This window comes from Stenotrophomonas sp. (assembly GCF_036662295.1).
Lineage (GTDB): Bacteria > Pseudomonadota > Gammaproteobacteria > Xanthomonadales > Xanthomonadaceae > Stenotrophomonas.
This window is the reverse complement of the sequence record NZ_JAVWXA010000003.1, coordinates 76,274-90,535: the sequence shown is the minus strand read 5'-3', so window position 1 is coordinate 90,535 and position 14,262 is coordinate 76,274. Positions and strand designations below refer to the sequence as shown.

The 14,262-nt window shown below is 69.6% G+C and carries 11 protein-coding genes and 1 pseudogene; 6 read left to right on the top strand and 6 right to left on the bottom strand.

The window, feature by feature from the left end; all coding sequences use genetic code 11:
• Nucleotides 1-537 precede the first annotated feature (537 nt).
• From RSA25_RS01360 to hemH, 3 genes are all read right to left on the bottom strand, one after another.
• Complete coding sequence (locus RSA25_RS01360; protein ID WP_332807124.1) at nucleotides 538-2,295, bottom strand: methyl-accepting chemotaxis protein; 1,758 nt, start codon at nucleotides 2,293-2,295, stop codon at nucleotides 538-540.
• Between the two features lie 386 nt (nucleotides 2,296-2,681).
• Nucleotides 2,682-3,542 carry an alpha/beta hydrolase gene (locus tag RSA25_RS01355; protein WP_332807123.1) on the bottom strand — a complete coding sequence of 287 codons (861 nt, stop codon included), beginning with the start codon at nucleotides 3,540-3,542 and terminating at the stop codon, nucleotides 2,682-2,684.
• Complete coding sequence (gene hemH, locus RSA25_RS01350; RefSeq protein ID WP_332807122.1) at nucleotides 3,539-4,501, bottom strand: ferrochelatase; 963 nt, start codon at nucleotides 4,499-4,501, stop codon at nucleotides 3,539-3,541. Before hemH ends, RSA25_RS01355 begins: the two co-directional genes overlap by 4 nt.
• A 197-nt stretch (nucleotides 4,502-4,698) precedes the next feature.
• Here hemH and RSA25_RS01345 point away from each other — a divergent pair, with 197 nt between their 5' ends.
• From RSA25_RS01345 to tatC, 4 genes are all read left to right on the top strand, one after another.
• Nucleotides 4,699-5,598, top strand: coding sequence for a YSC84-related protein (locus tag RSA25_RS01345; RefSeq protein ID WP_332807121.1), 900 nt, complete (start codon nucleotides 4,699-4,701; stop codon nucleotides 5,596-5,598).
• A gap of 75 nt (nucleotides 5,599-5,673) precedes the next feature.
• Nucleotides 5,674-5,901, top strand: coding sequence for a Sec-independent protein translocase subunit TatA (tatA, locus tag RSA25_RS01340; protein ID WP_332807120.1), 228 nt, complete (start codon nucleotides 5,674-5,676; stop codon nucleotides 5,899-5,901).
• A 14-nt stretch (nucleotides 5,902-5,915) separates the two neighbouring features.
• Complete coding sequence (tatB, locus tag RSA25_RS01335; protein ID WP_332807119.1) at nucleotides 5,916-6,431, top strand: Sec-independent protein translocase protein TatB; 516 nt, start codon at nucleotides 5,916-5,918, stop codon at nucleotides 6,429-6,431.
• Nucleotides 6,428-7,177, top strand: a complete 750-nt coding sequence (tatC, locus tag RSA25_RS01330) for a twin-arginine translocase subunit TatC (RefSeq protein ID WP_332807118.1) — start codon at nucleotides 6,428-6,430, stop codon at nucleotides 7,175-7,177. Before tatB ends, tatC begins: the two co-directional genes overlap by 4 nt.
• A 146-nt stretch (nucleotides 7,178-7,323) precedes the next feature.
• Here the strand turns inward: tatC and RSA25_RS01325 are convergent, their stop codons facing one another.
• From RSA25_RS01325 to RSA25_RS01315, 3 genes and pseudogenes are all read right to left on the bottom strand, one after another.
• Nucleotides 7,324-8,229 carry a BPSS1780 family membrane protein gene (locus RSA25_RS01325; RefSeq protein ID WP_332807117.1) on the bottom strand — a complete coding sequence of 302 codons (906 nt, stop codon included), beginning with the start codon at nucleotides 8,227-8,229 and terminating at the stop codon, nucleotides 7,324-7,326.
• A gap of 127 nt (nucleotides 8,230-8,356) precedes the next feature.
• Nucleotides 8,357-9,075 (bottom strand): annotated as a pseudogene (locus RSA25_RS01320) (glutamine amidotransferase).
• A complete protein-coding gene (locus tag RSA25_RS01315; RefSeq protein ID WP_332807116.1) occupies nucleotides 9,047-10,897 on the bottom strand; it encodes an ATPase, T2SS/T4P/T4SS family in 1,851 nt (616 codons plus the stop codon). The pseudogene RSA25_RS01320 and the gene RSA25_RS01315 overlap by 29 nt, the downstream one beginning before the upstream one ends.
• A 117-nt stretch (nucleotides 10,898-11,014) precedes the next feature.
• Here RSA25_RS01315 and glyQ point away from each other — a divergent pair, with 117 nt between their 5' ends.
• Together glyQ and glyS are read left to right on the top strand one after the other, a co-directional pair.
• Nucleotides 11,015-11,926 carry a glycine--tRNA ligase subunit alpha gene (glyQ, locus tag RSA25_RS01310; protein ID WP_332807115.1) on the top strand — a complete coding sequence of 304 codons (912 nt, stop codon included), beginning with the start codon at nucleotides 11,015-11,017 and terminating at the stop codon, nucleotides 11,924-11,926.
• Nucleotides 11,923-14,019, top strand: coding sequence for a glycine--tRNA ligase subunit beta (glyS, locus tag RSA25_RS01305; RefSeq protein WP_332807114.1), 2,097 nt, complete (start codon nucleotides 11,923-11,925; stop codon nucleotides 14,017-14,019). Before glyQ ends, glyS begins: the two co-directional genes overlap by 4 nt.
• Nucleotides 14,020-14,262 lie beyond the last annotated feature (243 nt).

The following is a 14,262-nucleotide window of genomic DNA, read 5'->3' as shown; positions in this document are numbered from 1 at the left end:
AAGCCATGCGAGAGTAGGTCATCGCCAGGGTTTATACCCAAAACCCCGCTGCTCACGCAGCGGGGTTTTTTCTTTGTGCCGATAAAAGTCAAAAGACGGGGATGCTGCCCGCCTGGTACGGTCGGTTCCCCAACGACCGCCCACCTCGCCTGCGATCGCATTGACGCATGGATCCACGCTTGCAGGGCTTCGGACTTCCAGCACCTGTACAACGCGTTTCCCATCCCGCCAGCGCCGGTATCCGCGCCCCGGTAACGCCCGGCCGTTGGTCGGGCGACGGCGCAGCGCGCCGGGGTTTGTCACATCGCCAGGCCCCGTACCGAGCAACGCGCGGCACCCGCCGTCGCCCCATACCACCGGCGATGTCCGCTCCCAGGCAGCGCCCGACCATGGGTCGGGCGACGGCGCAACGCGCCGGGCCCTATCGCACCAGGAAAACCCGGTACCGACCAACGCCCGGCCCCACCGGCAGCACCTGCAAAAACGGCGCCCTTGCGGGCGCCGTTCTCGTATACGTGTCAGCGTAAGCCGGCAGCGTCAGGCGGCCACCGGTTGCCGCCGCGCCTCCACGCTGTCCAACGCAGCAGGCTGCCCGTGCCGGAACACGGCCACCGCTCCACTGAGCTCGGCCGCCTGTGTCTCGAGCAGGCGGGCGGCGGCACTGGCTTCTTCGACCAGCGCGGCGTTCTGCTGGGTGGCGTCGTCCATCTGCGCCACGGTCTGGTTGACCTGGTCGATGCCGCTGGCCTGCTCCTGCGAGGCCGAGGAGATCTCGGCCATGATCCCGCTCACCGCCGAGACGCTGCCCACGATCTCGGTCATGGTGCGGCCGGCGTCCTCGGCCAGGCGGGCGCCGTCGACCACCTGCTGCACGGCGTCTTCGATCAGATGCTTGATCTCCTTGGCGGCGGCGGCCGAGCGCTGGGCCAGGGTGCGGACCTCGCTGGCCACCACGGCAAAGCCACGGCCCTGCTCGCCGGCCCGCGCCGCCTCCACCGCGGCATTGAGGGCCAGGATGTTGGTCTGGAAAGCGATGCCGTCGATCACGCCGGTGATGTCGGCGATCCGGCGCGAGGTGCCCTGGATGGCCTCCATGGTGGTGACCACGCGCTCGACGGCGTGGTTGCCACGCCCGGCCACGTCCTGCGCGCCGTGCGCCAGTGCGCTGGCATGCCGCGCGTGCTCGGCGTTCTGGCGCACGGTGGAGGTCAGTTCTTCCATCGACGCCGCGGTTTCTTCCAGGTGGGCGGCCTGGCGTTCGGTGCGCTCGGAGAGGTCACTGTTGCCGCTGGCGATCTCGCTGGCGGCCAGGCCGATCGCGCCGGTGCACTGCTTGATGCGTTCGACCATGGCCGTGAGCTGGGTCGCGGTGGCATTGGCATCGCGTTGCATGGCGGCGAAGGAACCGTCGAACTGCCCCTGCATGCGCTGGTCGAGATCGCCATTGGCCAGCGCCGACAGCACGCGGCGGACCTCGCCGACGGTGGTGCCGACACTTTCCAGCAGCTGGTTGATGCCACGGCTGAGGCCATCCATGAAGCTGGCCCCGGCGTCGGCGATGGGCAGGCGACGGTCGAGGTCGCCCTTGGCGGCCGCGGCCACGATATCGGCCACGGCCGTTTCCAGCTGCAGCTCCTGGGTGCGGTCATGCCATTCCACCGCAAAGCCCAGGCGCGCGCCGTGCGCATCGAAGACCGGCGTGACCACCTGGGCGAAGTGCACCGGGCCGATCCGGATCCGGCCGTGATGCACGCTCTGCAGGCTGTTGAGAATGCCGCGGATGCGATCGGGCGCGACGTGGAAGCGGTGGATGCTGGTGCCGACCAGGCGCTCGGCATCGAAGTCGGGGAACGCCTCGCGCAGGCTGGCCTGCTGGTTGCGCAGCAGGCTGACCACGGCGTGGTTGACGTAGCGGATCACGTGGTCGTTGTCGGCGATCATCATCGCGGTTCGCGATACATCCAGCGCCTGGCGGATCTGCGCGTTCTCGGCATGGCCGGCTGCGGCACGCCGGGCGTCCTCGGCGTGGGTGGCCGCGGCCTGGCGCGCCTGCAACAGCGCCTGCGCCTGCCCATCGGCGGCGCGCCGCAGGCGCAGGCCCAGCAGGGCCATCAGCACGGCGGCCGGTAGCAGCGGCAGCAGCAGCGCCGGTTGCTGCTGCCAGATCGCCGCTGCGGCGGTGAGCGCGATCAACAGCGTGGCGGCCAGCACGTAGCGCGCGTCGGCGCGGCCGGGGGAGGACACGGTGCCGGCACGGTCGGGCGGGCGCGAGGGGACGAGGGGTAGGGCAGACATGACGACTCCGGGATCAGGAACAGGCGGGGCGGCCGGTCGCGCGGGTGCGTGGCCAGGCCAGGGACGCGCCAATCACCGGCCAGGCGGTGGGCGCAGCGTGTGGCAGGCGGGGGCGGCGGCGGCAGGGGCGTGCACGCAGAGGCGCGGTGTCGACGGTGGCGAACACCGCCGGCAAGGCCCGATCCTGCGGGCGATGGCACGGCCAACACGGCATGGCGACGTCGTTCCCTGAAGCCTGGGGGGATGCGCGGCTTCGCGATGGCGGAGCAGGCAACGGAGCAGGCCGACGCGAACACAGCCGACCTGCCTTATCGGTATCGGTCCGGGCGCGTGGAAATTGAGTGCGTCAGGGTGTCGCAGGCGCCACGACGGCGCGGCGCGGCGGGTCAGCCGGCGAGGAAGGCGTTGATCACATCGCCCACCTGGGCAGGGTGTTCCATGTGCAGGTGGTGCGTGCCCGGGAACACGGCCAGGCGGCCATCGCGGAGCAGGCTGATGCGCTGGCTGCGCAGCGGCTCGGGGTAGTACGCCTGCGCGGGCGTGGCATAGATCACCTGGGTAGGGCATTCGATCGCGGCCAGCAGGTCGTCGATCTGCGCTTCGCTCAGGCGCATCGCGGTGGGCAGCATCAGGCGCGGATCGCTGCACCAGCTGTAGCCGCCTTCGACCGGCTTGACCCCTCGCTCGACCAGCAGGCGCGCGCAGGGCTCGCTGAGCTGGTTGGCCATCATTCGCGCGCGGATCGGTGCGGCCAGGTCGGGGAACACGCGCAGGCGCTTGCCCGGCAGTGCCCGTGCCGCACGCACGTGCTCGCGCAGGCGGCTGGCGGTTTCATCCTCGGGACCGCGCAGGCCACCGAGGGCCTCGATCGCCACCAGCCGCGCCACGCGCTCGGGTGCGGCGGCGGCGGTGAGGCTGGCGATGCCGGCGCCCATCGAATGCCCGATCAGGGTGAAGCGGTCCCAGCCCAGGGCGTCGGCGACGTCCAGGACATGGCAGATCGCGCCGGGCGTGTTGTATTGGGTGCCGGGCGGCAGGTGCGCGCTGTGGCCGTGGCCGGGCAGGTCGAGCGCGACCAGGTCCAGCCCCGGCAGGTGCGCGGCCAGCGGGACGAAGCTGGCCGCGTTGTCCAGCCAGCCATGCAGGGCCAGCACGCGGTGGCCATCGTGGCGGTCGTGGCCGGGGGTGCGCAGGCCGGCGGCGAGCGTGCCGGCCACCTCCAGCGAAAACGGCTGCAACACGCTCATGCCAGCGCGGCGATGCTCAACCGCGACAACGCACGTGCGTGTTCGGGGGCATCGTTGAGGCAGGGGATGTAGCGCATCTGCGCGCCGCGCGCGGCAAGGGTTTCGGTGAAGCCCAACGCCACTTCCTCCAGCGTTTCCAGGCAATCGGTGGCGAACCCGGGGCAGACCACGTCGATGCGGCGCACGCCGCGCTCGGCCATCGCCCACAGCGTGGGCTCGGCATACGGCTGCAGCCACTTCTCGCGGCCGAATCGCGACTGATAGGTGAGCTGCCAGGCATCGTCGGGCAGGCCCAATGCCTGCGCGATGGCCTCGGCACTGGCCTGGCAGCGCTGCGGGTACGGGTCGCCGGCATCGGCCAGCCGCTGCGGGATGCCGTGGAAGGAAAACACCAGCTGCTCGCCGCGGCCCTGGGTGGCCCACGCCTGGCGGATGCCGTTGGCCACCGCCTCGACCCAGTCCGGGTCCACCGCGTAATCGCGCACCAACGTGACCGTGACGCCGGGGTGCCGGGGCTGCCAGTCGCGCACCTGGTCCTCGATGGAGGCGGTGGTGGTGGTGGAATACTGCGGATACAGCGGCAGCACCACGATCCGGCGCATGCCCTCGGCGGCCAGCCGGTCCAGTTCGTGGGTGAGCGCGGGCGCACCGTAGCGCATGGCGTGGCGCACCCGCACGGTGGGCATCAAGGCCTGCATGGCCTCGGCCAGGCGCCGGGTATGCACCATCAGCGGGGAGCCCTCGGGCAACCAGACCTGGGCGTACTTGGCGGCCGAGCGACCGCTGCGCAGCGGCAGGATCAGCCCGTACAGCAAGGGCTTCCACAGCAACGGCGGGATCGCGACCACGCGACGGTCGCTGAGGAATTCAGCCAGGTAGCGACGCACCGCCGGGGCGGTTGGCGTCTCGGGCGTGCCTAGATTGACCGCCAGCACGGCGGTGTCGGGTGCGTCGAGCATGTGCCCATTCTCGCAGGTCTACGCGATTGACGGGATGGAATGCGCAAATAGAGGCCATCTGTTTACGCTATCAATAGGCGCCATCACTCACTGCCGATTCATCGCCGCCCTTCTAACGTCGGGACAGCGTATCGCTGGCAATGTCGCGCCTTGCCCACTTGCTTTATCTTTGTATGAATCGAATTCTGGAGCCCACCATGCGTCGCCTTAGCCTTGCACTGTTGATCTCCACCAGCCTGCTGCTGTCGGCCCCGGCGATGGCCGGGCCGCAGGAAGACCAGCGCGCCCGCAACGCGGTCCGCGTGCTCAACGAGATCCAGGAAATCCCCGAGCAGGGGATTCCGGACAAGTTACTGGACGAAGGCCGCGCGATCGTGGTCATTCCCGACACGATCAAGGCGGGCCTGGTGATCGGCGGACGTCGTGGCCATGGCCTGATGTCGGTCAAGAACCCGGACGGGAGCTGGTCCAACCCGGTCTTCGTCAAGCTCACCGGCGGCAGCATCGGCTTCCAGGCCGGCGTGCAGTCCTCCGACGTGGTGCTGGTGTTCCGCAACGATCGCAGCCTGGACAATCTGGTCAACGGCAAGTTCACCCTGGGCGCCGATGCGGGCGTGGCTGCCGGTCCGGTGGGGCGCAATGCCGCCGCCGCCACCGATGGCCAGCTGAAGGCCGAGATCTGGTCGTGGTCGCGTGCCCGCGGCCTGTTCGCCGGCGTGGCGCTGGACGGTGCCGTGCTGCAGATCGACGATGCGGCCAACCTGGACGCCTACGGCAGCAACACCACCCCGCGCATGGTGTTCGAGGGGCGCATGGGCGAGCCGCCGTCAATCGACGTCGTTGCCTTCCGTGATCGCCTGGAAGAAGCCACCTATACCGCCCGCGAGAAGCGGGGCACCGCCGGGGCCGCACCGGCGCCGATGGCGCGCCAGTCCGCCCCGGTTGCACCGGTGGCCGCGCCGATGGCTGAACAGGCACCGGTCAACGGCGCGACCACCGCGCCGCTGCAGCCGACCCCGGCCCAGCCGGCACCGCAGCAGGGCTTCCAGCCGGTGGGCGAGGGCGAAGTGCGCACTGAATCGCTGGACGGCAACTGACTTTCGTCACGCGCGCCGGCCTACGGCCGGTGCGCTATGCTCAAGCGTCTGATCACTACGTAACGCGAGCCGCTCATGGGCAGTTTCAGCATCTGGCATTGGTTGGTCGTGCTGGTCATCGTTCTGCTGGTGTTCGGCACCAAGAAGTTGACCAGCGGCGCCAAGGACCTTGGCAGCGCCGTCAAGGAATTCAAGAAGGGCATGCGCGAGGAAGACAAGCCGAACGCGCAGCTCAGCGACAGCTCGCGCCCGCAGGACGCGACGCCGACGTCGCAGACCGAGCACGACCGCGACCCGCGCTGATCCGGTAGCGCGGCGTGTTCGATATCGGTTTCAGTGAACTGCTGGTCATCGCGGTGGTGGCCTTGGTAGTGCTTGGCCCGGAGCGGTTGCCCAAGGCGGCCCGTTTTGCCGGGCTGTGGGTGCGGCGTGCGCGCCACCAATGGGATTCGGTGAAGCAGGAGCTGGAACGCGAGCTGCACGCCGACGAGATCAAGCGGCAGTTCCGCGACGTGCAGGCCTCGGTGCAGGACACCGAAGCGCAGCTGCGCGCCAGTGGCGAAGCCGTGCGCCGCGAGGCCGAGCTGATGCGCCAGGACGTGGCGCGCCAAGGTGAGGCGCTGCAGGGCGGGGACGAGCAGGCGCCGGTGATGACCGGGCCGACGCCGGGTTCGCCGGCCAGCGTGGCACAGCACGTGGTGGCCGCCGAGCCGGCGCCGATCGAGGACACCCCCGAGGCGGCGCCGCCGCGCGATGCGATGGCCCCGCCGGGCATCGACGGCAGTGCGCCACGCGCGCCGCGTCCGCCGCCGGCCGAGGAAGAGACGCGATGAGTGGGCAGGACTATCCGGAAAGCTCGCTGGTCGAGCATCTGATCGAGCTGCGCGCGCGGCTGGTGCGCGCGATCATCGGCCTGCTGGCGGTGCTGCTGGTGCTGTTGCCGTTCTCGCGCCGGATCTACACGTGGTTGGCCGAGCCGTTGATTTCGCAGCTGCCCAACGGGCAGACGATGATCGCCACCAATCCGGCCGGGGCGTTTTTCGCGCCGTTGAAACTGACGTTCTTCGTGGCGGTGTTCGTGGCGGTGCCGTGGCTGCTGTACCAGCTGTGGTCGTTCGTGGCGCCGGGGCTGTACGCGCGCGAGAAGCGGCTGGCCGTGCCGTTGCTGGTGTCCTCGGTGCTGCTGTTCTACCTTGGCTGCGCGTTTGCCTACTTCCTGGTGTTGCCGGCGGTGTTCCATTTCCTGACCACCTTCCGCCCGGAGGTGATCGCGATCACGCCCGATGCCAATGCCTACCTGGACTTCGTGCTGGCGATCTTCTTCGCCTTCGGCACCAGTTTCGAGTTGCCGGTGGCGATGGTGATCCTGGTGCTGCTGGGCTGGGTGACGCCGCAGCAGTTCAAGGAAAGCCGAGGCTACGCGGTGGTGGGCATTTTCGTGGTGGCCGCGGTGCTGACTCCGCCGGACGTGGTCTCGCAGCTGCTGCTGGCCATTCCGATGTGCATCCTCTACGAACTGGGCATCCACGCCGCCCGCTGGCTGGTGCCGCGCCCGGGCGACACCGAACAGCCGCAGTGACCTGAGGCGGGCAGCCAAGGGGGCGGTGGGATGCCGGCCAGCGGCCGGCACGACCGCTTCGGTCTTTTCGCTGCGACTCCCCGCCACCGCACAACCCACACAACAAAAAACCCCGACCAGGGCCGGGGTTTTTCAAGTATCCGAACTCAAGCGGCGAACACGTTGCCCGGCCCGCCCGGGGCGACCGGCGGTGGCGTGCGGCCGCGGTGGGCGAACATCTGCTTCCAGGCCGCGTAGACCGCCCCCACGTACAGCGGCATCACCACCGTGGCCACCGCCAGCTGCATCACGAACGCCGCCGCGCCGATCCCGCCGACCAGCAACGCGACCTGCATCAGCACGAAGACCAGGAAGTAGATGCACAGCAGCGCGATCAGCCCCAGCACCATGAACACGGCCATCGCCGCGAAGTTCTCGATGCAGCCCTGCAGGCTCATCCGCAGCGCGTGCATCCCGCTCTGGCGGTCGAACACCACCAGCGCCGGCTGGGTGAACATCGCCATGCTCAGCGCCACGAACGCCGCACAGGACACCACGATCCACAACAGGATGCGCTTGACCGGCGCATCGGCCATCAATGCCAGCACCTGCTCGTTGCTGGGCTGCGCCGTGGACTGCTGCAGCTCCTGCATCTTCTGCAGCATCTCGCTGGATGCCGTCAGCCCATGCGTGCCCACCAGTGCCAGCAGCAGCGTGCCGAGTGCGATCACCGCGATCAGCTGGATCGCCAGCGGCACCAGCAGGTGGCTGACCCGCCGGTCGCGGATCGGCTGCAGCAGGTGCGCCGGCTGGGCGCGGTGGCCCTGGTCGATCTCGCCCACCGCCCACAGCATCCCGCCGAACACCAGCGGACCCACCGCCAGCGACAGCAGTTGCACCAGCGTGCCCAGCCAGCCCGGCAGCAACTGGGCCAGCACCAGGATCAGCGAACTGACCAGCATCCCGATCACGCCCAGCACCGCCAGCTGCATGGGCGCCCGCCCATACACCGAAAACGCGTCCAGCAGCCATTGGGCGCCCGCCGAGGCGGGCAGCTTGCGAATCTCGCTCATACCATTCCGGAACAGGGGAAGGGGCGCGCTCGCCCCGAATCGTTTGGATTATCGCTGTTTTCCGTGCGCGGCACCTGAAGGCCGGGTGCGTTGGGCGCGATGCGCCCCGGCGTGCCCGGCCGCGGCCTCAGGCGTTGCGGGCCTGGCGTACGAAACGCCGCAGCAACTGGCGCGCCAGCGGCGCCGCGCTGACCCCACGCGCCACGCTGCGCGCGCAGCCGCCGTGGCGGCGGATGCACTCGGCGCGGGCATGCACGTAGCCGCGCATGTGGTGGGTGGCGAACTCCGGATGGAACTGCACCCCCAGGCCTGGCCGCCGTAGCGGAAGGCATGGCAGTTGTCCTGCGCCGAGCGCGCCAGGATGGCCGCGCCGTCCGGCGCGCGCAGCACCGTCTGCAGGTGGGTGGCGTGGGCCGGGAAGCGCGCGGGCAGGCCGGCGAACAACGGGTCGCTGCTGGCCGACGGCTCCAGGGCCAGCTCGATGGTGCCCGACTCGCGCCCGGCCGGGTTGTAGGCCACCTCGCCGCCCAGCGCATGCGCCAGCAACTGGTGGCCGTAGCAGATGCCGAACACCGGGCGCCCCGCGTGCACCGCCCCGCGCAGCCATTCGGCGCTGCGTTCGCTCCACTCGGCACGGTCGGTCACGTAGGCCGCCGAGCCGGTGACGATCACCCCGGCAAAGCGGCGGTGGTCGGGCAGGGTGCCGCCGTGCTCGACGTCCACCACCACTGTCTCGTCCGCCTCCAGCCCGGCGGCCACGCGGATCCAGTGCGGAAACCGCCCGTAGCGGCGCAGCGAGGCGACGGGTTGGCCGGTTTCAAGGATCAGGAACGGGGCGGAATTCATCCGGGGGCGGCAGCACTGAGAGGACTTCCTCGATTGTAGTCAGCCCTGCGGCCACCTTTTCAAGTCCCGCGCGGCGCAGGGTGCGCACCCCTTCGGCACGTGCGGCCCGGCTGAAAACGGCCAGGTCCATGTCCGCGCGGATCAGGCCGCGCAGGCGCGAACCCAATGGCAGCAACTCATACAGGCCCACCCGGCCGAGGTAACCGGTGCGCCGGCAGTCGATGCAGCCGGCCGGTGCATATGGCGTGGGTGACTCAGGTAATGCTTCATCGGCATCAGCCAGGACCGCCCATTGGGCCGGGCTGAGCGGGCGCGGCACCTTGCAGTGCGGGCACAGGGTGCGCACCAGGCGCTGGGCCAGGATGCCGTTGAGGGTGGAGGCGAGCAGGTAGTGCGGCACGCCCAGGTCGAGCAGGCGGGTGATCGCCGAGGCGGCGTCGTTGGTGTGCAGGGTGGACAGCACCAGGTGGCCGGTCAGCGAGGCCTGCACGGCCATCTGCGCGGTCTCCAGGTCGCGGATCTCACCGATCATGATGATGTCCGGGTCCTGCCGCAGCAGGGTGCGCACGCCGCTGGCGAAATCCAGGTCGATGTTGGTCTGGACCTGCATCTGGTTGAATTCCGGGGCGATCATTTCGATCGGGTCTTCCACCGTGCACACGTTCACATCCGGCGTGGCCAGCCGCTTGAGCGTGGAATACAGGGTGGTGGTCTTGCCCGAGCCGGTGGGGCCGGTGACCAGCACGATGCCGTGCGGGCGCTCGACCAGGGCGGTCCAGCCGGCTGCCTCCTGCGGGCTGAAACCGAGCTGGTCGATGCTCTTGAAGGCCGCATCGGGGTCGAAGATGCGCATCACGCACTTCTCGCCGAAGGCGGTGGGCATGGTGGACAGCCGCATTTCGACCTCGCGCCCGCCCGGCGAGCGGGTCTTGATGCGGCCGTCCTGCGGGCGCCGGCGCTCGGCCAGGTCCATGCGCCCGAGCACCTTGATGCGGCTGACCACGGCGGTCATCACCGCCGGCGGCACCTCGAACACCTTGTGCAGCATGCCGTCGATGCGGAAGCGCATGCGCCCCATGTCGCGGCGCGGCTCCAGGTGGATGTCCGAGGCGCGCTGCTCGTAGGCGTACTGCAGCAGCCAGTCCACGATGTGCACGATGTGCTGGTCGTCGGCGTTGACGTCGCCGGCGCGGCCCAGCTCGACCAGCTGCTCGAAGCTGGGCAGGGTGCCGTTGGTTTCCCCGCGCACGTCGCCGCGGGCGCCCCGCACCGAGCGGGTGACCCCGAAGAACTCCATGGTGTAGCGGTGCAGGTCCAGCGGGTTGACCACCGCCAGCTCGATCCGGCGGCGGGTGAGGTGCTGCAGGTCGCGCAGCCATTCCTGGGCCAGCGGCTCGCTGGTGGCCACCAGCAGGCGCTCGCTGTCCACCGCCAGCGGCAGGAAGCGGTGCCGGCGCGCGTAGGCGTGGGAGACCAGCGCGGTGACCGAGGCGACATCGACCCGGGTCGGATCGATCCGCAGGTAGCGGCTGCCGGTGCGCGCGGCCAGCCATTCGGTCAGTCGCTCCAGGCCCAGCTCGCCGCCACCGCTGGCGGTCAGCTTCAGGTTGGCCAGCAGCACCAGCGGATGGACCTCGCTGGCGTTGCGGGCGCCCTGGGCGGAAAAGCGGATCCGCTCCAGGTCCGCGTCGGCGACCAGGCCGTCGGCGACCAGCGCGGCGACCACCTGTTCGAAACCGAGCCGACCCGGCGGCAGCGGGATGCCGGCCGGCGTGGCCGGGGTGCTGCCAGGGCCGGGAAGTACCGGTGGGCGCTGATCCATCCGCCAACGTCCTCGTTGCGTGCCAGGCACGCCGTAATGGGATAGGGCCGTCTGGAAGGCGGCAACGCAGTCGCTGGCTATACTAGCGCACCCCTCCTGCAGGCAAGAATCCGCCGCATGTCCGCCACTCCCAACGTTGCGATCACTTTCCAGGGCCTGATCCAGACCCTCAACCAGTATTGGGCGCAGCAGGGCTGCGTGCTGATCCAGCCGCTGGACCTGGAGGTGGGTGCCGGCACCTTCCATCCGGCCACGTTCCTGCGCTCGATCGGTCCGGAAAGCTGGAATGCGGCGTACGTGCAGCCCTCGCGCCGCCCCACCGACGGCCGCTACGGCGAGAACCCCAACCGCCTGCAGCGCTACTACCAGTACCAGGTGGCGATGAAGCCGAGCCCGGACAACATCCAGCAGCTGTACCTGGATTCGCTCAAGGCGCTGGGCATCGACCCGCTGGTGCACGACCTGCGCTTTGTCGAGGACAACTGGGAATCGCCGACGCTGGGTGCCTGGGGCCTGGGCTGGGAAGTGTGGCTCAACGGCATGGAAGTGACCCAGTTCACCTACTTCCAGCAGGCCGGTGGCCTGGAGTGCAAGCCGGTGCTCGGCGAGATCACCTACGGCCTCGAGCGCCTGTGCATGTACCTGCAGAACTGCGACAACGTGTACGACCTGGTCTGGACCTACGGCCCGGACGGCACGCCGGTGACCTACGGCGATGTGTACCTGCAGAACGAGATCGAGCAGAGCACCTACAACTTCGAATACGCCGACGTGGATGAAATGTTCCATCGCTTTGACGCCTGCGAGAAAGAGGCACAGAAGCTGGTGGAGGTGGGCCTGCCGCTGCCGGCCTATGAGCAGGTGTGCAAGGCCAGCCATGCCTTCAACCTGCTGGACGCGCGCCGCGCGATCAGCGTGACCGAGCGCCAGCGCTACATCCTGCGCGTGCGCGCGCTGGCCCAGGCGGTGGCCAGGCTGTATGAGGCCAAGCGCATCGAAGCGGTGGCCGCCAAGGAGGTGCAGGCATGAGCACGATGGCCCCGCTGCTGATCGAACTGGGTACCGAAGAATTGCCGGTGAAGGCACTGCCGGGCCTGGCCCAGGCGTTCTTCGACGGTGTGGTGGACGGGCTGGCCAGGCGTGGCGTGGCCGTGGAGCGTGGCGATGCCAAGCCGCTGTCGACCCCGCGCCGCCTGGCGGTGCTGCTGCCCGGCGTGGCGCTGGAGCAGCCGGAACAGCGCGGCGAAGTGCTGGGCCCGTACCTGAACATCGCGCTGGATGCCGACGGCCAGCCGACCAAGGCGCTGCAGGGTTTCGCGGCCAAGGCCGGGATCGACTGGAGCGCGCTGGAGCGCACCACCGATGCCAAGGGCGAGCGCTTCGTGCACCGCTCCACCACCCCTGGCGCGCGCACGGCCGCGCTGCTGCCGGAGATCCTGCGCGAGGCGATCGCGGCCATGCCGATCCCCAAGCCGATGCGCTGGGGCAGCCACGCCTACGGCTTTGCGCGGCCGGTGCATTGGCTGGTGCTGTTGCACGGCAAGGACATCATCGAAGCCGAGCTGCTGGGCCTGAAGGCCGACCGTATGAGCCGCGGCCATCGCTTCATGCACGACAAGACGGTGTGGCTGTCCTCGCCGGAGGACTACGTGAGCTCGCTGCAGGCCGCCTGCGTGCTGGTGGATGCCGACACGCGCCGCGCGCGCATCGTCGAGCAGGTCAATGCCGAAGCCGCCCGTGCCGGTGGCCAGGCGCGGATCACCGATGACAACCTGGAGCAGGTGGTCAACCTGGTGGAATGGCCGGCGCCGGTGCTGTGCAGCTTCGAGCGCGAGTTCCTGGCGGTGCCGCAGGAAGCGCTGATCGAGACGATGGAGATCAACCAGAAGTTCTTCCCGGTGCTCGATGCCAGCGGCAGGCTCACCGAGAAGTTCATCGGCATCGCCAACATCGAATCGAAGGACGTGGCGGAAGTGGCCAAGGGCTACGAGCGGGTGATCCGCCCGCGCTTCTCCGATGCCAAGTTCTTCTTCGACGAAGATCTGAAGCAGGGCCTGGAGTCGATGGGCGAGGGCCTGAAGACGGTGACCTACCAGGCCAAGCTGGGCTCGGTGGCCGACAAGGTGCAGCGCGTGGTGGCGCTGGCCGAGGCGATTGCGCCGCAGGTGGGTGCCGACCCGGTGCTGGCCAGGCGTGCGGCGGTGCTGGCCAAGAACGACCTGCAGTCGCGGATGGTCAACGAGTTCCCGGAGCTGCAGGGCATCGCCGGCCGTCACTACGCGCTGACCGGGGGCGAATCGCCGGAGGTGGCGCTGGCCATCGACGAGGCCTACCAGCCGCGTTTCGGCGGCGATGACATCGCGCTGTCGCCGCTGGGCAAGGTGCTGGCGATCGCCGAGCGCCTGGACACGCTGGCCGGCGGGTTTGCCGCAGGCCTGAAGCCGACCGGCAACAAGGACCCGTTCGCCCTGCGGCGGAACGCGCTGGGGTTGGCGCGGACGATCATCGAGAGCGGGTTCGAGCTGGACCTGCGCGCGCTGGTGGGCACCGCGATGGCGGGCCTGCCGGCCGCGGTGCAGCCCAGTGCCGAGCGCAAGACCGAGGCGCTGCCGCAGGAACTGGTCGACTTCATCCTCGACCGCCTGCGCGGCTACTACGCCGACAAGGGCGTGCCGGCCACGCACTTCAACGCGGTGGCCGAGCTGAAGCCGGCGTCGCTGTATGACCTGGACCGCCGCATCGATGCGATCGGCATCTTTGCCGCGCTGCCGGAAGCCGAGGCCCTCGCGGCGGCCAACAAGCGCATCCGCAACATCCTGCGCAAGGCCGAAGGCGACATCCCGGGCATGGTCGATCCGTCGCTGCTGGCCGAGCCGGCCGAGAGCGAGCTGGCCGAAGCCGTGGAAGCGGCGATCAACGACAGCAACGCCAGCCTGCACCACAAGGACTACGTGAGCGTGCTGAACCGCCTGGCGCGCCTGCGCCCGCAGGTGGATGCGTTCTTCGATGCGGTGATGGTCAACGCCGAGGACCCGGCGCTGCGCGGCAATCGCCTGGCCCTGCTCAAGCGCCTGGGCGACCGCCTCGGCAGCGTGGCGGCGATCGAGCACCTGTCCAGCTGAGGAAGCGCGGCGACCGCGGGTCGTCATGCGGTTCATGCACACCCAACGCCTCGATTCCACCCGGAATCGAGGCGTTTTTTGTTCCGCCTCCCCAACGCCGAGCTCCGTCGTGGGCCCTCGGACCGTTCGCCGTCGCGCACCGGAAAACCCGGTAGTGGCGGGCGGGGGGCCCCCAGCCCCCCCCCCCCCCCCCCCCCCCCCCCCCCCCCCCCAAACCCCCCAACGTGGCACAACCACCCCGCC